The sequence below is a fragment of the Actinokineospora xionganensis genome, assembly GCF_014323725.1.
Lineage (GTDB): Bacteria > Actinomycetota > Actinomycetes > Mycobacteriales > Pseudonocardiaceae > Actinokineospora > Actinokineospora xionganensis.
In genome coordinates, this window is record NZ_JABVED010000033.1 from 1 (window position 1) to 19,549 (window position 19,549).

A 19,549-nucleotide genomic window follows, 5' to 3' on the forward strand; every position below is an offset into this window, starting at 1 on the left:
GCGCTCGGCGTGCTCGACAACGTCCAGATCGGCCTGGGCTGACCGGGCCCGGAACCACCATAATGTCCACAGTGGACCATTAACGAGGAGATCCGCCACCACAATGTCCACCACCGAGGTGATCACCGGCTTCCGCTCCGCACGCGAGGTGCTCGCCCAAAGCCGAACCCTGTTAGACCCCGCTCTGCGCGCCGCTGTGGACACGCTCCCCCAGTCCGTGCGGCGGATAGCCGGCTATCACTTCGGGTGGTGGGACGAGCACGGCTGGGCGACGACCGCGGACGCGGGCAAAGCAGTCCGCCCAGCGCTGGTGCTGACCACGGCGGAGGCGGTCGGCGGGGCGGCGGCCATGGCCGTCCCCGCCGCCGTCGCGGTCGAACTGGTGCACAACTTCACCCTCCTGCACGACGACGTCATGGACGGCGACCGCACCCGGCGCCACCGTCCCACGGCGTGGAGCGTCTTCGGCCTGGGCCCAGCCATCCTGGCAGGCGACGCCCTTCTGACCTTGGCCTACGACGTCCTGGCGGCCAGTGAGCACCCCCGGGCGCAAGCGGGCTCACGGCTGATGTCGGCGGCCGTCCTCGCCGTGCAGGAGGGCCAGGCGGCGGACCTCGCCTTCGAGAAGCGCGCCGACGTCGACCTGGCCGAATGCGTTCGCATGGCCGAAGGAAAGACCGGCGCCCTACTCGGCTGCTCCACCGCCCTGGGCGCCCTGTTCGGCGGCGGCACCCCCACCCAGGTCGACCACCTCCGCGGCTACGGCGAACGCCTCGGCCTGGCCTTCCAACTGGTGGACGACCTACTCGGCATCTGGGGTGATCCCGAGGCAACGGGAAAGCCGGTCTACTCCGACCTCGACAACCGCAAGAAGTCCCTCCCCGTGGTGGCCGCCCTCGCCTCAGCCACCACAGCAGCCCGCGACCTGGCAGCCCTCTACCACCGCCGAACCCCCCTGACCCCCACCGACCTGGGTCGGGCAGCGGAACTCATCGACCGCACAGGAGCCCGAACCTGGGCCCAAACCCACGCCGACGAAGTCCTCACCGAAGCCCTCAACCACGTCCGAGCCGCCGCCGTCACTCCCCGAGCCACGGCAGAACTCCACGCGCTGGCCCAAATGATCAGCCACCGAGACCACTGACACGGCCCACGGCCGCACGGAAAGAGTTCGGAACGGCCCGGCATCCGGGGATGCCCGGCCGGTCAAGACCTAACGAACCACGCCCGACGTCGACAAGGCACGACTGGCTCCGCAACGAGATTGGACAAGCGTGCGCGGGCGATTGGACGCCTTGGTGCTCGCCGGACTGGCCCAGCGGTTCCGCGGCGAGGCCAACTCGCTCACCGGCGGCACTGGGTGTGCGCGGGTTACCGCTGGACCAGGTGCTTCCAGGCCAGGGGCCTGGTTGTCGGGGCTGTCCGTCTTACTGCGGCTGAAGTTCGGCGATGACCGCGAGTCGGTTGAAGGTGTTCACCACGGTGATGGCCCAGATCAGCTGTGCCAGCTGGTCCTTGTCGAACTCCTCCTCCGCCCGCCCGTAGACCACCTCCGGCACCCGCCGCTCCGACAGCAGCGTCACCGACTCCGCCAGGGCCAGGGCCGCTCGTTCTCGGTCGGAGAAGAAGCCCGTTCCTGCCCAGACGGGCAACGCGTGCAGGCGGCGCGGGGTTTCGCCTGCCTCCATGGCTGCCGTGGTGTGCATGTCCACGCAGAAGGCGCAGCCGTTCAGTTGGGAGGCGCGGATTCTCACCAGTTCCAGCAGTGACCGCTCCACCCCCGCCTCGACCGCCTGCTTGTCGACCGCCAGGTGCAGGTCCACCAGCTTGCGGTACAGCTCGGGGGCGAGGGTCGTCGGTTGGATTCTCATGTCCAGCGGCCGGTTCCGAAAGTGTCGTTGCCTCGTCTGATCAGGGTGCGCAGTTCCATCCGGCGGACCTTGCCCGTTCCGGTGCGGGGGACGTCGTCCCAGGACATCACCACCGGGTCGGCCAGGGCCGGGAGGTCCCGTACCGCGTGGTTCCACTCCGCTTGGTTGACGCCGGTGGTGACCAACACCGGCACCGGTAGCTGACCAGGCGTTCCGAGGACCACGCACTCGGTGACGGCGGGCAGGCGGTCCTCGATGACGTCTTCCAGTTCGACGCAGCTCTGGCCGGGGATGACGTCGACTTCCCGGTCCAGCAACAGGTACGCCCCTGTCCGGGTGCGGACGCCGATGTCGCCGGTGTTCCACCAGCCGTCGTTTACCTTGTCCTGCCAGCGTTCCTGCTCACCCACGTACCCAAGGCACCGCACCGCCGTGCGCGCCAGCACCAGGCCGGGGCGGCCGGTGGGCACCGGTTGGAACGTGCGCGGATCGACCACGCGCAGGCGGACTCGGCCCGGGGCGGGTCTGCCCAGGTTGCGGGTGGTCGGATGGCGCGCTTCGCGGTGGGCTACGGAGCGGCGGGTGAGGAAGCGGAAGGTGAGTGGACCCGTCTCGGTCTGGCCCCACACCTGCACCCACAGTGGCCGCCGCGCCGTCGCGCCCAGGAAGGTGCGGACCGTGGGCGGGTGCATCGCGTCGAAGGTGCTGACGTAGAGGCGCACGTTCTTGAACGGGTTGTCAGCTCGTTGGGCGAGGGGCTGCCAGCGGACGAATGTCGACGGCAGCGCTTCGAGGGTCGTCGGCGGGTGCGCGCGCAGGGTGCGTTCGGCGTCTGCGGCGTCGGGGATGATGACGACTTTGCGGGGCGCCAACCACAACACGGCCGCGGTCCAGGGAATGGCCCGGCCGTGGCAGAAGGCAATCGACGAGCACACCGTGTCGTTCGGGCGGCTCGACACCACCGGCAGGCGGGTCGCCTCCGTGGCGGACAGACCGTGGACAAGGGTGCGGGTGCTGTGGATGACGAGCTTCGGCGTGCCGGTCGTCCCGGAGGTGTGGTTGATCACCAACGGCTCGTCCACGTCCCGCAGCACCGGCGGCGGCGGTTCCTTGCCGCGCAGGTTCTCCAGGTCCAGGGCGCCTGGGTGCGGTCCGTCCAGGGTGAGGGTGCGCCGGGTGAAGCCCAGCAGGTCGGTCTCGGCGTCGCGGGCGCGGTCGAGGACGGCACGCGTGGTGACCAGCAACACCGGGTCCAGCCGCTTCAGCAGCAGCTGCAGCGCGGGCGGCGGCACGTGGTCGGACAGCAGCGCGGGCACCGCGCCGATCCGCGCGGCGGCGCAGGCGAGCAGCACATAGTCCCAGTGGTTCTCCTTGACCACCGCCACCGGGTCGCCGGGCCGCACTCCCGCCGCGTGCAGCCAACCCGCCGCGCCACGCACCAGAGCGGCCAGTTGCGGGACGGTGTACTGGGTTCCGTGGTTGGGCGCGATGTCCAGCGGCCTGCTCAGCTCGACGATCGTGCGGACGCCGCGGTCGACCAGGTCGTCGAACAGGGTGCCGAGGTCCGTGGGCTTCATCGGTCGTCCTTCCTGCCGGTGACCGTGACCATCACCTGGGACAACCAGCGGTGCCGGGGGTCGGCGAGGTCCGACACCGCCAGGTCGATGTCCACATCGGACACCGAGCCGCGCGCGACCATGGCGGGCCGCAGATGCTCCAGCCACAGCGCGAACCACCGCGCGCCGTCACTGCCGCCGCGCACCACCTCCGCGCGGCCGTCCGCGTGCACGCTCGACAGTCCCGCCGCCTCCACGAGGTCGACATCGAGGAGCCCGCACCGCGGGTGGTAGCCTGCGTCGATCATGACGTCGTAGGCCGCGCGCTTGACCAAGGCGTGGAACTCGCCGTCGACATGGCTGAACAGCGACGTCGTGTCCGTGTCCTCCAGGACCAGGTACCCGCCGGGCCGCAACGCCCGGCACATCCCGCGCACAGCCGCCGCACGGTCGCCGACGTGCTGCATCACCAGCCGCGCGTGGATGAGGTCGTACGCGCCCTCCGGCAGCGGGTCGCGGCTGATGTCGAGTTCCCACAGGGCGACGCCCAGCGCGCCGAGCCTGCCGAGCCGGGAGATGTCGAGGTCGACCGCGGTGACCTCCGCCCCCCGCGCCGCCAGCCACGCCGCGACGGACCCACGGCCCGCGCCGACCTCCAGGCAGTGCCACGTCTCGTCGACGCCCAGGTGGCTGAGCTTCTCGATCGTTCCCCTGTCCCACAACGCCTCCCCGTGGGCGAGGCGCTCCTCCTCACGGTCGAACGCCGTGCCGAAGACGTACCGGATGGGAGCCGCCGCGTCAGCCACGGAGCACCGCCAGCGGATTGTCGGCCGTGATCCGGCGCGCCACGAGTTCGGCGGACCGCACCGCACCCTCACTGCTGGGCCGCTGCACACACCAGTCGCCCGCGTAGTCGATGGATGACACCGGCCTGCGGACGAACTCCTCGCGCGTCGCCAGCGAGGCCGCGGTCGGCATCGGCAGGCCGTGCCGGAAGCGCACCACCACCGACACCCGGCACGCGGCGGCGAGGTCGGGCAGGTAGCGCGCCGCCTGCCGGACCAGCGTGTCGACGACCTCGTCGTTGGACAGGTCGAGCAGCCGTTCCGCGCCCGCCCCGGCGAAGAGCGTCACCATGCCGCGCCCGGGCGGCACCCGTTCCGGGTGCTTGCGGTCGTCGAGGATGAACCCGGCGAACGCGGGGTTCTCCACGGCGGGCACCGACACCGCCCACGACGCGCCGCCCACCCCGATGGGCCGGTCGAGCAGGCACACCACCTTGACCATCGGCCGGAACTCGCACGCGCGCACGAAGTCCGGCGCCCCCGCGTGCAGGTCCACAGCCACCGGCGCGGGCACGCACAGCACCACCTGCCGCGCGGTCAAAACAGCGCCGTCGACGGTGATGCGCGCGCCTTCCGGTGTCTGCGTGACTTCCTGGACCGCGACGCCCGTGCTCACCTCGACCCGAGAGGCGAGCACTCGGGCGAGAGTGTCCATCCCGTCGCGCCACGTGCGGAACGACTTGGTCGGGCCGACGGCGAGCAGGTGGCTCAGCAAGGGCCCGGCCGCGGCGTGATCGGTGTCCCAGCCGAAGAATCCGCCGCACAGCGGCTGCAGCAGGTAGTCGTGGACGTCGGGGTGGTGCCGCCGGGTGAACTCCCGGACCGTCGTGACGCCGAGCGGGGTGCGCTCCGGGCGGTCGACGTCGAACGAGCGCTTGCGCGCCGCCGCCGTCGCCATCAGCTTGGCCAGGCTCGCCCGGCCCGCCGCGGTCAGTCCCGCGCCGCTCACCATCGCGCGCGGGTCGCCGACGTGTGGGTGCGGCCTGCCCTCGCGCCACATCGCGAGGTCGCCCCCGATCAGCGGCGTGTCCTCTTCGGACATTCCGAGATCGCGCATCAGCCGCCAGGTGGCCGGGTAGCCGTGGGTGCCGATCATCTCGGCGCCGGTGTCGATGAGGTAGCCCTCGCGACGCACGCTGCGCATCCGGCCGCCGATGTGCGCGGCCGACTCGAACACGTGCACCGAGCGCCCGGCTTGGCGCAGTCGGAAAGCCAGGGACAGCCCCGCGACGCCCGCGCCGACGATGGCGACGTCCAGGTCCGCGGTCACGACCAGGCTCCGACGAGGTTGACCGCGATGAGCAGCGCCGTGGTCAGCCGGTGCGCGCGCAGTCCGAGCGTGCGCGCCCCGAGCAGGTCGCCCAACCCGATGCCGCGGTGCAGTTGGGCCACCCGCAGGACGATCGCGGGCAGCATCACCAGGGAGAACCACCACGGGGCCGCGCCGAGCCCGGCGGCGGCCACGATCAGCGCGATCTCGGCGACCGTGAGCCCCGCGATGAACAGCCGGTTCTCGTTCTCAGTGGTCAAGGCGGCCACCGTGGGCCGACCCACCGCCGCGTCGCCCGCCGCGTCGCGGGTGTTGGAGTAGACGCCGAACATGAGCGGCCCGAGTCCGAACAGGACGGCCTGCACGATGCCGAAGCCGCTGACGGTCCCGGTGGCGAAGCCGACCGCGCAGAGCACCAGGCCGATGCCGAAACCGGCCAGGAAGACCTCCTGCCACCCGCGGTAGCTGATCTTCAGGCCCCACGAGTACTGGACCGCCGTCACCAGGCACAGGGTGGCGAGCCCGATCGTCCACAGAAGACTGAACGGCGCCACGAGTGCCGCCAGCGCCCAGAACACCGCGCCCGCCGCCGCCGCGCACCAGCCGAAGCGCACCGCCTCGACCACGGTGATCTCGCCGGTGAGCAGTGGCTTGCGCGCGAGCTTGCGGGCGGGCGCGTGCGGCCCGTAGTTGGCGCTGTCGCTGCCATCGATGAACCCGGTCACGTCGTCGAACGTGACCGCCGAGGCCACCACGAACACCGTGCCGATTCCGAACAGCGCGAGCATCCCGAGCACGCCTGGCTGCGCCCACGCGGCGGGTCCGATGATCGACCAGGCGAGCGGCAGGGCCAGGTAGTAATCCCAGACGTCGAGCTTGGCCAGCCGGGCGTAGACCCCGGCCCGGCCGGGCATGACGTCGGTGATCGCCGTCATGGTCGTCCTCCCGGGAAGGCACAGACCGCGTCGGCGATGTGTTCCACCTGGGCGTCGGTCAGGTGCGGGTAGATGGGCAGCGCCAGGATCCGGGCGCCGGCGAGCTCGGCGTGTGGCCAGAACCGCCCCGGCGGCGCGTACTCGGCGAACGCGGGCTGCGCGGGCAGCGGCGACGGGTAGTAGACGTGTGTGCCGACGCCCTGCTCGGTGAGGTGCCGCTTGAGCTCGTCGCGGCGGTCGGCGAGCAGCGAGTACACGTAGAAGCAGCGACCTTCGCGGCCGGTGGGCGGCGGTTGGATCCCACGCTCGACCAGACCGCTGAACCGCTCGGTGTAGTAGTCGGCGATCTGCGCCCGGCGTTCGAGCCTGCCCGACAGCCCGGCCAGCCGGTGCAGCTGGAACTCGGCCATGATCTCGTCGAACCGGCTGTTGAAGCCGATCATGTGGTGCACGAACCGCTGCTTGCCGTCCTGGCCGTGGTTGCGCAGCATCCGCACCCGCTGCCCGATCTCCTCGTCGTCGGTGACGACCGCGCCGCCCTCGCCGATCGAGCCGAACGTCTTGACCTGCACGAACGAGAACACCCCGGCCTCACCCCAGCGACCGGCCGGAACCCCGTCCAGCACACCGCCTTGGGCGACCGCGGAGTCCTCGATCAGCCGCACGTCGTGCCGCTCGGCCAACGCGCGCATGGTCGGCATGTCGGCCATCACCGAGAACATGTGCGCGGGCATGATCGCCGCGGTCCGGCCGGTGATCGCCTGCTCGACCTCGTAGGGCTCGACCACCATCGTCCATGGGTGCACGTCGGCGAACACCGGCGTCGCGCCGACGTTGACCACCGACGCGGCCAGCGGCGCGCAGCCGAACGCGGGCACGACGACCTCGTCGCCCGGGCCGATGTCCATCGACCGCAACACCAGCATCAGGGCGGTCGTGCCGCTGCCGCACGCCACCACGTCGACCGCGCCGAGCTGCTCGCGCAACGCCGCCTCGAACCTGGCGGTGCGCTCGCCGAGGATGAACTTCTGCTCCTCGGCCAGCCCGACCCGACGCACGGTGTCGAGCAGCAGCTCGCGGTCGTCGTCGAACAGGTCGGGTGGGAAGAAGGGAAGGGTCACGGCCTGCTCCCGGTGTAGAAAGCCCGGATCAGCTCGCACACCCGGTCGACCTGGCTGTCGGTCAGGTCGGGGTAGAGCGGCAGGGCTACGGCGTGGGCGCAGGCGGCCTCGGCGTTGGGGAACTCGCCCGCGCGGTGGCCCAACTCGGCGAAGCACGGCTGGCGGTGCAGCGGGACGGGGTAGTACGTCTCGGTGGTGACCCCGTTCGCGGCCAGGTGGGCGACCAGGTCGTCGCGGCGCTCGACCTCGATCAGGTACACGTAGAACACGGCGTCGGTCTTGACCTCGCGCTCGACCACGGTCGGCAGCCTGCGCACGCCGGGGCAGCCGGTGAGGCGCTCGGTGTAGGCCGCGGCGAGTTCGGCGCGGCGGGCGATGTCGGCGTCGAGCCGGGTCAGTTTGGCGAGCAGGATGGCGGCCTGGAAGTCGTCCATCTTGCTGTTGAAGCCGGGCAGCACGGTCTCGTTGCTGATGCCCGGGAAGTGGTCGAGGGTGCGGCCGAACCGGCCGTGGTGGCGCAGCGCGGCGACGGTCTCGGCGATCCGGTCGTCGTTGGTGACGACCGCGCCCGCGTCGCCAAGGGCGCCGAGGGTCTTGGTCGGGAAGAACGACAGCACACCGCCGGTGCCCAGCAGCCCCGCGTGCACGCCGTCCCAGCGCATGCCGATCGCCTCGGCGCTGTCCTCGACGACGGTCAGCGCGTACTGCTCGGCGAGCTCCGCGATCGCGGCCATGTCGGCGAGCTGGCTGAACAAGTGCACCGGCATGATCATCCGGGTGCGGTCGGTGATGGCGTCGGCCGCCGAGGCCGGGTCGATGCTGTAGGTCACCGGGTCGATGTCGGCGAAGGCGGGCCGCCCTTGGGCCAGGGCCACCGACGACGCCGAGGCGACGAAGCTGAACGCGGGGACGACGACCTCGTCGCCCGGGCCGAGGCCCGCCGCGCGCAGGAGCAGGACCAGGGCGTCGGTGCCGGAGTTGACCCCGATGACGTGCGCGGCGCCGATACGCTCGGCCAGCACGGCCTCGAACTCCGCGACGAGGTGGCCGTGGGAGTACTTACCCCGGTCGATGACCGCGTTGAGGTTGGCCTGGATCTGGGGCCAGAGGTTCGCGAACGACGTGGCCTGGGTGAAGAAGGGGACAGTGACTTCTCTGTCACCGGGGGCGCCGGGGGCCTGCGCGGCGGGTTCCGCGAACGTCGCGGCGTGCTCCATGCGTGTCCTTTCCGGACTGCGTGTTCTTTCCGACGCGGCTCAGTGGTGAAACTTCCTCGGCTGCGGCGCGACCCCATTCCAACCTAGCCAGACGGCATTCGTTGAACCGCAACGGAATCCAAAGATCACACGGACGTGTGGCGGTGTCTGATCCGCGTTGACACCGCCTCCGCCCGCCACCAGTGTTGACGGGCGTCACCCGATCCCGCGCAGGAGGCAGCAACCGATGCTGGGCACGCTCGTCGTGGGACTCGGTCGAGCGGGGACGGAGCTGCACCTGCCGGTGCTGCGCCTGCTGCGCCCCGACGCCCCTGTGGTCGTCTTCGATCCCTATCGGACGGCGCGGACCGACGGTGTCACCGTCGCCGACTCGCTGCCGCACGCCGCCCGGCTCATCGACCCGGCGAACACCGTCGTGCACCTGTGCACCCCGCCGTCGGCCCGGGTCGCCCCGCTGACCGCGCTGGCCGAGTTGGGCTTCCGCCGGGTGCTGGTCGAGAAGCCGCTGGCCGCCGACGACCGAGACCTGCGCGAGGTGCTGGCGCTGCGCGACGCCGCGGGTCTCGACCTGCTGCCGGTCGGCCAGTGGCGCGCGAGCGAGCTGACGAAGCGGCTCGCCGCGATCCTGCGTGAGCGCGGGCTGGGCAGGCCCAGGTCGATCACCATCGTGCAGAGCAAGCCCCGGTTCACCCGCACCGCGCTCGGCGACGACCACCCCAGCGCGTTCGACGTCGAGGTCCCCCACTCGGTGCTGCTGGCGTTGCTGCTCGCGGGCCCGGCCGAGGTCCTCGGCGCGCAGTGCTCGGACATGCTGCTCGGCGAGAACGTGTACCCCTCGCTCGGCGGCGCGGTGCTGCGGCTGCGCCACCACAGCGGTGTGCGCACCGAGATCCGCACCGACCTCACGTCCCCGGTCCGGGAGCGGAAGGTCACCATCGACCTAGACGGCGGCACGGTGGTCGGCCACTTCGCGGTGAGCGCCGCCGACGACCACGCCCAGCTGCGCGTCAGCACCCAGGGCCAGCAGCTGCGCTCGGTGTTCCGCGACGACTCGCTCGGCGCCTTCCTCGCCCACGCCTACCGGCACTTCGCCGGCGAGGACCGCATCGCCGACGAGCCCGACACCGGCGCCGCGGTCGTCGAGCTGATCAGCGCCGCCAAGCGGCTCTCCGGCATCTCCCCCGCCGCCGTGCCGGAAGGGGCGAGCCGGTGATGTCGATGCCGGTCCTCGCGGGGATCGGCGACGAAGCCGGACCCGAGCTCGCCGACCAGGTGGCCGCCATCGCAGCGCTGGAGTGGGACGCCATCGAGCTGCGCACGGTCGGCGGCACCGCGATCGCCGACCTCGACGACCGCGCGTTCGACCTGGTGGCGGCCACGCTCGCCGAGCGCGGGCTGCACACGGTGTGCGTCGACTCCCGCATCGGCGACTGGTCGAGCACCATCACCGGCGACTTCGGCCGCGACCTCGAGGAGCTGCGCACCCTCGGCCCCCGCTGCGCCGCGCTGGGCACCCGGTACGTGCGGATCATGTCGTACCCGAACGGCGGGCTGGCCGACGCGGAGTGGGAGCGCCGGGTGCTGCGCCGGGTGCGCGAGCTGGCCGCGCGGGCCGAGCAGCACGGTCTGGTCCTGCTGCACGAGAACTGCGCGGGCTGGGCGGGCGCGAACGCCAAGCACGCGCTGGATCTGCTGGCCGAGGCCGACAGCCCGGCGCTGCGGCTGCTGTTCGACACCGGCAACGGCGTGGCCTACGGGTACTCGGGGCTCGCGATGCTCACCGAACTGGTCGAGCACGTCGCGCACGTCCACATCAAGGACGGCGCGGACGGGCTCTTCGGCCCGGCGTGGACCGTTCCCGGGCAAGGCGACGCGCAGGTCGCCGCATGCCTGGAGCTGTTGGCCGCCAACGGATACCAGGGAGCGTTGTCCATCGAGCCGCACCTGAACCTGGTCCCGCACTCCGACCGCGGCGGCACCGGGTCGGCCGACGGGTTCATCGCGGCCGGGCTGGCGCTTGAGTCCCTTCTCTTCGATGCGGACCGGTGACGTGGCCGAGCTGACCGACGCCGACCACAAGCTGTTGGTGCGGCTGCTGGAGCTGCCCACGGCCGGTCCGCTGGAGACCGCCGAGCCCGCCCGGCTGTGGGACGCCCAGTTCGCCTACGCCGAGTCCGCTCCCGAGTTCGAGGTGCTGCACCACGCTCCCGCCGACCTCTCGGAGCTGCGCAGGCCGGACGTCCCGACGTTCGTGCGCGAGGCCGCGCGGCACGCCGGGTTTCTCGACGGGCAGCCGAACCTGGTCCTGCGGCTGGGCCGGGAGCGCCCACGCGCGCGCACGGTGATGTTCAACGTGCACCTCGACACCGTGTCGGGCATGGAGCCGGTGTCGTTCGACGGCGAGGTGTTCCGCGGCCGCGGCGCGATCGACGCGAAGGGACCGGCGGTGGCGCTGCTCGCGGGCATCCGCGACGCCGCCGCGCGCGACCAGCGCATCGGCAACGACGTGTCGGTGCTGGTCCAGGCCGTGTCGGGCGAGGAGGGCGGCGCCATGGGCACCTTCGGGACCCGGCCGCTCATCGAGCGCGGGTACTTCGGCGCCCTCAACGTGTTCTGCGAGCCGACCGGCCTGCGCTACCTGCCGCGCGCCACCGCGTCTGCCACCGCCCGGGTCCGGGTCGAGGGGTTCGGCGCGATCGACGACCGGCCGGGCGACGGGCACAACGCGACCGTCCTGCTCGGTTTCCTGGCCCAGCACCTCGCCGGTGAACTCCGCGGCGACGCCGACGGCCACGCCTGCATCGCGGGCCTGCACACCGGAACGGCGCACAACCGGGTCTACGGCGCGGGCGACCTGCTGGTGAACCTGGCCTACGCCACCGAGTCCGCGGGCGCCCGGCTGACCGGCACGCTCGACCGCGCGGTGGCGGGCGGGGTCGAGCGGTTCGGCGCCCTGTTCGCCGACCAGCCCGAGTTCGCCCGCACCGCCGCCGAAGCCCGCTCGGTGACCACAGTGGACTGGGTCAAGCGCGGGCTGCCGACGCTGTCCGGACCGACCCCCGGTCTCGACGCGACCATGGCCGCCGCCGGTGTGCCGCGCTGGCCCGACCACGAGCCCGCCTTCACGTGTGACGCCATCTGGATGTCCGGGGTGCCCGGCGCCGCCACCGCGGTGCTCGGCCCTGGCGACCTCGCCGCCAACAACGCGCACGCCGAAGGCGAATTCGCCGAGCTGGCCGACCTGTCGGCGTTCGCCGCGCAGGTATCGCGGGTGCTGCTCGCCTTCGCCGATGTCCCGACGAGAACGGACCAGGATGACCGACCTTGACATCGCGCCTCCCTCGACCAGGGTCCGGGTGCCGCGCGAAGGCCTGCTGGCGTTCACCGCCGCGGTCTTCACCGCCAACGGCGTCCCCGCCGGACGCGCGAGAGCTGCGGCGGCGGCACTGTGTCATGGCGACATCACGGGCGCGGCGTCGCACGGGCTGGCCAACCTGACCCGGATCTACCTGCCGCTGCTGTCCTCAGGCCGGTCGCGGTCCGACGCCGAGCCGCGGGTGCTCACCGACCTCGGCGCCACGGTCCTGCTCGACGCCCAGGGCGCGCTCGGACTGTGGCTCGCCGGCGAGGCGATGGACCTCGCGGCCGAGCGCGCGGCGAAACACGGCATCGGCATGGTGTCCGTGCGCGGCGCGACCCACTTCGGCTGTGCGGGTCCACACGCGCTGCGCGCGGTCGAGCACGGGATGATCGGCGTGGTCGCGGCGAACTGCGGCCACCAGCGCATCGCCCGCCCACCGGGTGGCCGGGTCCCGATGCTGGGCACCAACCCGCTCAGCGTCGCCGCGCCCGCGGGCGCGCACCCGCCGTTCCTACTGGACATGAGCACGACCACGGCACCCACCGGCAAGGTGCGGGCGGCGGCACGCGCGGGCGAGCCGATTCCGGCGGGCTGGCTGGCCGACGACACCGGCGCCCACGTCACCGACCCCGCCCGCTTCGACGCGGGCGAGGCGCACCTGACCTGGCTGGGTGGCACGGGATCGACCGCGTACAAGGGTTTCGGGCTCGGGCTGATGGTGGAGGTGCTGGCCGCCCTGGTGCCCGGCGCGGGCCTTGGCCCCTCGCCCGCCGCACTGGCCGCGGACCACGCGCCCGACGACGACATCGGCCTGCTGCTGCTGGCCATCGCGCCCGGCGCGCTGCGTGAGCCCGGCGACTTCCAGCGCGACGCCGGTTCGCTGTTCGGCTCCCTGCTGGGCTGCCCGCCGCTTCGCCCCGGCGACGCCGTCTCCTACCCGGGCTGCCCCGAGGCGCGGCACGCCGCCGAGGCGGCGGAGTTGGGTGTCCCACTTGAGCGCGACGTCTACGCCGAGTTGCGGTCCGTCGCCGACCGGTTCGGCCTGGATCTGCCGGAGGAGTGCTGATGCGGATCGGTGTCGTGGGAATCGGGGTGATCTCCCGGTTCTACCTGGCGGTGCTGCGCGAAAGCGGGCCGCTGAGCCTGGGCGCGGTGTGCGACGTGCGGCCGGAGGCGCTGGCGCCCTACCGCGACGAGGTGCCGTGCTGGTCCGACCACCGCGACATGATGGCCGCGGGCGGGCTGGACGCGGTCGTGGTGACGGTGCCCAACGACCGGCACGCGCCGGTGTGCCGCGACCTGCTCGACGCGGGACTGCCCGTGTGCGTGGAGAAACCCCTGGCGATAACCCTCGACGACGGCCGCGAACTCGCCACACTCGCCGCGGCGCGGGCCGCTGTCCTGTTCACCGCGTTCCATCGGCGCTACAACGCGCGGGTGCGGGCGCTGCTCGACGGACTCCCCGGCGACGTCCCGATCGAGTCCGTGCGGATCCGGTACCTCGAACGCATCGAGGACCACGTGGGCGACGACCGCTGGTACCTCGACCCGGCGCGCTGCGGCGGCGGGTGCGTGGCCGACAACGGTCCCAACGCGTTCGACCTCGCCCGCCTGTTCCTCGGCCCGCTGGCCCTGTCCGACGCCGAGGTGCGCCGCGACGAGGCCGGGGTGGACCGGCAGGCGGAGATCCGGCTCACCGCGGCGTCCGGCGCCGAGGCGGTCGTGGAACTCGACTGGAGCCACGAGGGCGAGACCAAGGACGTCGAGGTCCGGCTCGCCGACGGCACGGTGCGGCGGGCGGACATGCTCACCGGGTTCCCCGGCTTCAAGCAGTCGCTGTGGCACGAGTACTCGGGGGTGCTGCGGGACTTCGCCCGCGCGGTGCACGTCGGCGGCGAGGACGGCGCGGGACTGTCCGCCCTGGAACTGGTCGACGCGGTGTACCGCGCCGAGCTGAGCGTGGGGGGTCGTTGATGATCGAGGACGGCGACAAGCGTTCAGTGGCGGGCGTGCTGGTCAAGGTGCTGGTGCACAGCCGCGACGACCGGGGCATGCGGCTGGAGGAGTTCGCCAGCCGGTGCGTGCGCCAGGGCGAGGTGCACGAGCTGGTCACCACCGACCACGGCGTCGACGACCCCAGCATCGACCGGGTCGGCTTCCTCGGATTCACCGAGATCTCCCATGGCGGTGTCATCGACCGTGGCGACGAAGTGCGGATCGGCGGCAAACTCGTCGGCACCGTCCTCGGGTTCGACGCCTGCCACTTCCCGAACCACTACAACATCCTGATCCACCGCGAGACGCCGGTGACCGGCCAGGAGATCGCCCTGCGGCCGGAGTCGGCTGTCCACTTCGTCCAGTCGGCAGGCAGATGAGGCGGGCGGTCGTCGCGGGCGGCAGCCTCGCGGGTCTGCTCGCCGCGCGGGTCCTGCACGACGTCGCCGACGAGGTCGTGATCGTCGAGCCCGACGACTTGCCCGACCACGCTGCCAACCGGGCGGGCACCCCGCACGGCGACCAGTTCCATGTGCTGCTCGGCATGGCGCAACAGCTGTTCGCGCACTGGTTCCCGACGCTGTTCGACCGCCTCGCCCTCGACGGCGCGGTGGGGTATTCCCACGGCGAGATCCGGATGTTCGTCGACGGCGGGATGCGGCTGCCGGTGCCGGGAGACCCGCTGATGCCGGTCCTGCGACCGCTGCTGGAATGGCACGTGCGCGGTGACGTGCTCAAGCTGCCGACTGTGCGGCTGGTCCGCGACCGGGTGGTCGGCCTGACAGCCGGACTGGGCCGGGTGGACGGTGTCCGCCTCGCATCAGGCGCAAGCGTCGGCACGGCCGACCTCGTCATCGACGCCACCGGGCGCTCGTCCCGCCTGGGCGACTGGCTTCGGCGGCTGGACTTCGCCCCGCCGCCGAAGCGGCGGATGGGCCTCGACCTCGGCTACGCGACCACGCTGTACCGCCGATTCCCGGAACAGCGCCTCGACGACCTGGTGGCTGTCCACTCGCTCCGGTCGGCGGTCTCGGCCGAGCCCGGGGTGAGCGTGGTCGCCCCAGCGGGCCGGGACCGGTGGATCTGCACGGTGTCCGCCTACGGGACGCAGCGGCCGGGTCGGTCACCGGACGAGTTCCGGGCACGCTGCGAACGTGAGCCCGCGGCCGGGTTCGCCGCTCTGGCAAGGGAATGCGAGCCTGCCGGACCGGTGTCGGTCTACCGGTACCCGCACAGCGTCCGGCGGGACTTCCACGAGCTGCGCAGGTTCCCCGCGGGTCTGGTCCCGGTGGGTGACGCGGTGGCGTCGTTCAACCCGGTGTACGGGCAGGGAATGCCGTCGGCGGCTCTGCACGCCTCGGCTCTGAGCGCGTGGCTCGCCTCCGGTGAGGATGTCCACGGGTACTTCCGCAGGCTGCGCGTGTTGGTGGACGCCGCTTGGCAGACCTCCGTGGCCGCCGACCTCGCCCTCCCGCACCTGCGCGCCGAACGCCCACGCGGCCACCGACTGATGCGCGCGGTGAGCGGGGCCATCGACCGCGCCACCCTGAGCGACCCGATCGTGGCCCGCCGCTTCCTCGACGTGGTGAACATGCGCGCCCACCCCCGCGAACTCCTCCGCCCCACCCTCCTCACCCGCGCCTTCCTAGCCCCCACCCCCACCAACCCGCGAGTCCAACGTTCAGAACAGTGAGTCCAACCTTCAGGACAGTGAGTCCAACGTTCAGGACAGTGAGTTCGCATTTCGCGACAGCGAGTCTCCGCCGTCGACACGGGCGAAGCAGACCTGGTGCGTCGCGAAATGCGAACTCACTGTCCTGAACGTTGGACTCACTGTCCTGAAGGTTGGACTCACTGTTCTGAACGTTGGACTCGCGGATTGGTGGGGGGCGGGACAGCCCCCGGGGAGGTCGTCCCCGGGGGCTGTGAGTGGTCCGTGTCAGCGGCCCAGCAGCGGAACGTCGTTCACGCCCTGGTGATAGTCGCGGACAGCGGTGACCAGCTCCTCGACGGTCAACTGACCGTTGCCATTGGAGTCGATCTGGCGGAAAGCCGAGTCGGCCTGGCGCTCGTCCACGCCCACGGCCCTCATCCAGCGCTTGAACTCGGCCGGGTTGACCTCACCGTCGCCGTCGGTGTCGCACATGTTGACGATGGCCTCGATGGTCGGGCGCAGGTTCCGGTCGAAGCCCGCGTCGCCACCCTCGACGATCTCGCGCTCGGAGACGTCGGTGAACTGCTCCAGGGTGACCTTCCCCTGGGCGCCGACCTTGGCCTGGGAGGCGAGCTTGTCCCACATGCCTAGGTACGCCGAAAGCAGCGCGCGTCCCTTCGGTGAGGTCTCCTGCTCACCGAAGGCCTTGAGGATTCGACGCGCTTCGGTCTCATAGTCCGTCCTGTCGATCGTGCCGTCTCCGTTGCTGTCCCACAGCTCGAAACGACGCTTCAGGCGGGTGTCCTGGACGCTAGCGGTCACGACCATGCTCCTTTGAATTCTTGACGGATTCCGCGGTGGGAGCCCCGGCGTTGTTCGCGCCCATTCGACGGCTCCGTGATTCGACATTAGCAAGCTCACCGAATCGACGCCGGTTCTCGTCGCCCCTTTTCGGGTGTACTTATTCGTCAACCATTCGAGATCACCGTGACCAGTGGCGGACGGGTACGCTTTTCGGTCACACCCGAATGTTCATATCAATACTTGTTCACGCAATTGTCGCCGCACTCGCACACCGCTGGTCGAGCGCCGTGGAGATGCCGTCCCAGAGTCGGACCCGGGCCCGCAGCACCCCGACCAGCGTGCGCGCGCACTCGCTCCACTTCACGCCATCCGGGCCGCACAGGTCGGCGACCATCTGCATCGCCATCGGGGTGTGCTGCTCGCCGTCGACCTCGATGTGGCGCACCAGGTACTCGCCGAAGAGGTCCAGCCGACCGTCCGCGGCGGCCACCACCTGGTCGAACATCTCGGGGATCAGGTCCTCCCGGCCGAAGGCGAACGCCGCCGCCTGGCAGTGCACCGGAGCCCGCGTGATCACCTCCCATGTCGACCGGACGAATTCGGCCGCGGGAACCGGCGCACTGGCCTTGACCAGCGCCGTTTCCACCTCGACACCGGCGCGCAAGTGGTCCAGGAAGGAGTCGATCGGCCCGGTGTCGGCACCCGCCTGCGCCATCGCGTGCCGGTAGAGCTCGAAGTGGCTGACGTAGCCCTCGCCGAACTCGTCGCTCTCCTCGACCAGCACGATGTCGTTGATGAGCCGCCTGCTGATCGGCTGCGTCGTGGGCACCCAGGGCACCTCGACGCACGTGAGTTCGCGCTGCAGGCTCTTGAGCAGCGACATGAAATCCCACACCGCGAACACGTGGTGAGCCATGAACACCGCCGCGTCCCCCGTCGTGGACATCCGGCGGTAAATCGGGTGACGGGTCACTTCGGTGCGTATCGGCTCGATCGTGGCACGAATACGGTCGATGCCCGGATGCGACAACGCCCAGTCATATCGGCTCATCTGCGGCCCGCCCTTTCCCGACAGGTTGATGACGATCCGGACGTTAAGGAGAATGGAACTACACGCGCCACCTATCAATAGGGTGAAAAATACGTACCCGAATCGGCGACTGCGGCGACGGCGGAATAGGGCGAGCATGGAGTGATCGGACAAGAACCAGGGAGGAACCATGCGGCTCGTCCAGTCGGCCTTGATCGCCTTGGCGGTCGGAGCGTCGACAGCGCTCGCCTCACCCGCAAGCGCGGAGACCCCGCGCGGGCCGGGCCAAGTCGTCGCGTTCACCCACGAATTCACCCCGCTCGAGGTCTGGAAGGACCCCCAGGGCTGCCAGTCGCTGCCCGCGGGCACGCACCTGATCTTCAACCAGACGGACAAAGTGATCACCATCTACGCCGACCCGCTCTGCTTCGTGCCGATCGATCCGTTCGCCAAGGTGAAACCCGGCTACGGCACGCACGTCAGCGCAGTCGGCAGCTTCAAGGCCTGACGCGATCCACCGAAGGAAGGAACTCCTTGTTCGCAGTGGATCTCGTGGTCGTGGGCCTTGGCTACGTAGGACTTCCGCTCGCCCGTCGCGCCTGCGCCGCAGGACTTCGCGTCGCGGGCGTGGACACCGACACCGACGTGGTCGAGGGGCTGATGGCAGGCCGGTCGCACGTGCAGGACGCGGCCGACGCCGACATAGTCACCATGCTGCGCCAGGGGTTCACCGCGACCACAGACTTCACCACGGTGTCCACAGCGGACACCGTGGTGGTCTGTGTCCCGACCGGTCTGGTCGACGGCGAGCCCGACCTGCGCGCGGTCATGGCAGCGGGCCACGAGGTCGCGGCCCGACTGCGGCCGGGCACGCTCGTGGTGTTGGAGTCCACCAGCTACCCGGGCACCACCGAGGAGGTGCTGCTGCCCCTTCTCGAGAGCACCGGGCTGGTCGCGGGCGTCGACTTCAACCTGGCGTACTCCCCGGAGCGCATCGATCCCGGCAACGGCGAACACGCGCTGGAGAACACCCCGAAAGTGGTGAGCGGCCTGACCCCGTTGTGCGCCAAGCGATGCGAGGCGTTCTACGAGGAGCTGGTCGACTCGGTCGTGGTCGCGGCGGGCCTGCGCGAGGCGGAGACGGCGAAGCTGCTGGAGAACAGTTACCGGCTGGTCAACATCGCCTTGGTCAACGAACTCGCCGTCCTGTGCGCCCGGCTCGATGTCGACGTCTGGGACGTCCTGCGCTGCGCGGCCACGAAACCGTTCGGCTACCAGGCTTTCTCACCCGGCCCCGGCGTCGGCGGGCACTGCATCCCGGTTGACCCGCGCTACCTGGCCAACCGGGCCCGCGCCGAGGGGCTCCCGTGCTCGATGATCACCGCCGCGCAGGAGGTGAACGCGGGCATGCCCGGCTATGTGGTCCGCCGGGCGCACGACATCCTCGCGCGCGACGGCGGCACGGTGTATGGGTCTCGGGTGCTTCTCCTTGGGGTCACGTACAAACCGGACGTCGGTGACGTGCGCCAGACCCCCGCCACCGGGGTGGTGCGCCAACTGCGCACCCTCGGCGTCCGAGTCGGGTTTCACGACCCGTACGTGTCGGGATTCCTGGTGGACGGCGAACCGGTGTGCGCCGAGTCCGATGTGGACGCCGCCGTGCGGGCGGCGGATCTGGTTGTGCTGCTGCAAGACCACCGCTCACTGGACCTGGCGAAGATCAGCCGTCAGGCACGAGCGGTCCTCGACACCCGCGGCCGCATGGACGGAGAACACGTGGAACGCCTATAGGGCGGACAAGCGGCCGCACGATTACCACCACCGAAGGGACCGTGACGGGGCCGACCACGGTGTGCACCAACCCGCACCCACCACACACCGGTGACCAGA

The 19,549-nt window shown here is 71.1% G+C and carries 19 protein-coding genes; 10 read left to right on the plus strand and 9 right to left on the minus strand.

Features of this window, described 5'->3' with window-relative positions; translation table 11 throughout:
* Nucleotides 1-103: 103 nt before the first annotated feature.
* Nucleotides 104-1,144 (plus strand): family 2 encapsulin nanocompartment cargo protein polyprenyl transferase, encoded by a 1,041-nt coding sequence (locus GPZ80_RS30550; RefSeq protein WP_187224575.1) that lies wholly within the window; start codon nucleotides 104-106, stop codon nucleotides 1,142-1,144.
* 283 nt (nucleotides 1,145-1,427) lie between these two features.
* Here the strand turns inward: GPZ80_RS30550 and GPZ80_RS30555 are convergent, their stop codons facing one another.
* Genes GPZ80_RS30555 through GPZ80_RS30585 form a run of 7 tightly spaced genes read right to left on the minus strand, consistent with a single transcriptional unit; the run spans nucleotide 1,428 to nucleotide 8,815 of the window.
* Nucleotides 1,428-1,871, minus strand: a complete 444-nt coding sequence (locus tag GPZ80_RS30555; RefSeq protein WP_187224576.1) for a carboxymuconolactone decarboxylase family protein — start codon at nucleotides 1,869-1,871, stop codon at nucleotides 1,428-1,430.
* Nucleotides 1,868-3,448 (minus strand): class I adenylate-forming enzyme family protein, encoded by a 1,581-nt coding sequence (locus GPZ80_RS30560; protein WP_187224577.1) that lies wholly within the window; start codon nucleotides 3,446-3,448, stop codon nucleotides 1,868-1,870. The genes GPZ80_RS30555 and GPZ80_RS30560 overlap by 4 nt, the downstream gene beginning before the upstream one ends.
* Entirely contained in the window at nucleotides 3,445-4,233 is a 789-nt protein-coding gene (locus GPZ80_RS30565) for a class I SAM-dependent methyltransferase (RefSeq protein ID WP_312880662.1), read from the minus strand. Before GPZ80_RS30565 ends, GPZ80_RS30560 begins: the two co-directional genes overlap by 4 nt.
* Nucleotides 4,226-5,542: a protoporphyrinogen/coproporphyrinogen oxidase gene (locus GPZ80_RS30570; RefSeq protein ID WP_187224579.1), complete on the minus strand. Its 1,317-nt coding sequence runs from the start codon at nucleotides 5,540-5,542 to the stop codon at nucleotides 4,226-4,228. The genes GPZ80_RS30565 and GPZ80_RS30570 overlap by 8 nt, the downstream gene beginning before the upstream one ends.
* Nucleotides 5,539-6,477, minus strand: coding sequence for a UbiA family prenyltransferase (locus GPZ80_RS30575; protein WP_187224580.1), 939 nt, complete (start codon nucleotides 6,475-6,477; stop codon nucleotides 5,539-5,541). The genes GPZ80_RS30570 and GPZ80_RS30575 overlap by 4 nt, the downstream gene beginning before the upstream one ends.
* A complete protein-coding gene (locus GPZ80_RS30580) occupies nucleotides 6,474-7,598 on the minus strand; it encodes a DegT/DnrJ/EryC1/StrS family aminotransferase (RefSeq protein ID WP_187224581.1) in 1,125 nt (374 codons plus the stop codon). The genes GPZ80_RS30575 and GPZ80_RS30580 overlap by 4 nt, the downstream gene beginning before the upstream one ends.
* A complete protein-coding gene (locus tag GPZ80_RS30585) occupies nucleotides 7,595-8,815 on the minus strand; it encodes a DegT/DnrJ/EryC1/StrS family aminotransferase (RefSeq protein ID WP_187224582.1) in 1,221 nt (406 codons plus the stop codon). The genes GPZ80_RS30580 and GPZ80_RS30585 overlap by 4 nt, the downstream gene beginning before the upstream one ends.
* Before the next feature lie 226 nt (nucleotides 8,816-9,041).
* On the opposite strand from GPZ80_RS30585, the gene GPZ80_RS30590 reads away from it, so the two are divergent.
* Genes GPZ80_RS30590 through GPZ80_RS30620 form a run of 7 tightly spaced genes read left to right on the plus strand, consistent with a single transcriptional unit; the run spans nucleotide 9,042 to nucleotide 15,864 of the window.
* Complete coding sequence (locus GPZ80_RS30590; RefSeq protein WP_187224583.1) at nucleotides 9,042-10,028, plus strand: Gfo/Idh/MocA family oxidoreductase; 987 nt, start codon at nucleotides 9,042-9,044, stop codon at nucleotides 10,026-10,028.
* Nucleotides 10,028-10,864, plus strand: a complete 837-nt coding sequence (locus GPZ80_RS30595) for a sugar phosphate isomerase/epimerase family protein (protein ID WP_246477645.1) — start codon at nucleotides 10,028-10,030, stop codon at nucleotides 10,862-10,864. Before GPZ80_RS30590 ends, GPZ80_RS30595 begins: the two co-directional genes overlap by 1 nt.
* Nucleotides 10,851-12,143 carry a M20/M25/M40 family metallo-hydrolase gene (locus GPZ80_RS30600; RefSeq protein WP_187224584.1) on the plus strand — a complete coding sequence of 431 codons (1,293 nt, stop codon included), beginning with the start codon at nucleotides 10,851-10,853 and terminating at the stop codon, nucleotides 12,141-12,143. The genes GPZ80_RS30595 and GPZ80_RS30600 overlap by 14 nt, the downstream gene beginning before the upstream one ends.
* Nucleotides 12,130-13,242 (plus strand): Ldh family oxidoreductase, encoded by a 1,113-nt coding sequence (locus tag GPZ80_RS30605; protein ID WP_187224585.1) that lies wholly within the window; start codon nucleotides 12,130-12,132, stop codon nucleotides 13,240-13,242. The genes GPZ80_RS30600 and GPZ80_RS30605 overlap by 14 nt, the downstream gene beginning before the upstream one ends.
* Complete coding sequence (locus tag GPZ80_RS30610; protein ID WP_187224586.1) at nucleotides 13,242-14,150, plus strand: Gfo/Idh/MocA family protein; 909 nt, start codon at nucleotides 13,242-13,244, stop codon at nucleotides 14,148-14,150. Before GPZ80_RS30605 ends, GPZ80_RS30610 begins: the two co-directional genes overlap by 1 nt.
* The gene (locus tag GPZ80_RS30615) at nucleotides 14,150-14,551 is read left to right on the plus strand and encodes a DUF6917 domain-containing protein (RefSeq protein ID WP_187224587.1); all 402 of its coding nucleotides are present in this window, start codon (nucleotides 14,150-14,152) and stop codon (nucleotides 14,549-14,551) included. Before GPZ80_RS30610 ends, GPZ80_RS30615 begins: the two co-directional genes overlap by 1 nt.
* A complete protein-coding gene (locus GPZ80_RS30620) occupies nucleotides 14,548-15,864 on the plus strand; it encodes an FAD-dependent oxidoreductase (protein WP_187224588.1) in 1,317 nt (438 codons plus the stop codon). The genes GPZ80_RS30615 and GPZ80_RS30620 overlap by 4 nt, the downstream gene beginning before the upstream one ends.
* A 246-nt stretch (nucleotides 15,865-16,110) precedes the next feature.
* Here the strand turns inward: GPZ80_RS30620 and GPZ80_RS30625 are convergent, their stop codons facing one another.
* Nucleotides 16,111-16,647: an EF-hand domain-containing protein gene (locus tag GPZ80_RS30625; protein ID WP_187224589.1), complete on the minus strand. Its 537-nt coding sequence runs from the start codon at nucleotides 16,645-16,647 to the stop codon at nucleotides 16,111-16,113.
* Nucleotides 16,648-16,873: 226 nt separating this feature from the next.
* The gene (locus GPZ80_RS30630) at nucleotides 16,874-17,680 is read right to left on the minus strand and encodes a DUF3050 domain-containing protein (protein ID WP_187224590.1); all 807 of its coding nucleotides are present in this window, start codon (nucleotides 17,678-17,680) and stop codon (nucleotides 16,874-16,876) included.
* A 169-nt stretch (nucleotides 17,681-17,849) separates the two neighbouring features.
* Here GPZ80_RS30630 and GPZ80_RS30635 point away from each other — a divergent pair, with 169 nt between their 5' ends.
* Nucleotides 17,850-18,167, plus strand: coding sequence for a hypothetical protein (locus GPZ80_RS30635; RefSeq protein ID WP_187224591.1), 318 nt, complete (start codon nucleotides 17,850-17,852; stop codon nucleotides 18,165-18,167).
* 26 nt (nucleotides 18,168-18,193) lie between these two features.
* Nucleotides 18,194-19,450, plus strand: a complete 1,257-nt coding sequence (locus GPZ80_RS30640) for a nucleotide sugar dehydrogenase (protein ID WP_187224592.1) — start codon at nucleotides 18,194-18,196, stop codon at nucleotides 19,448-19,450.
* The last annotated feature ends 99 nt before the right edge of the window (nucleotides 19,451-19,549 follow it).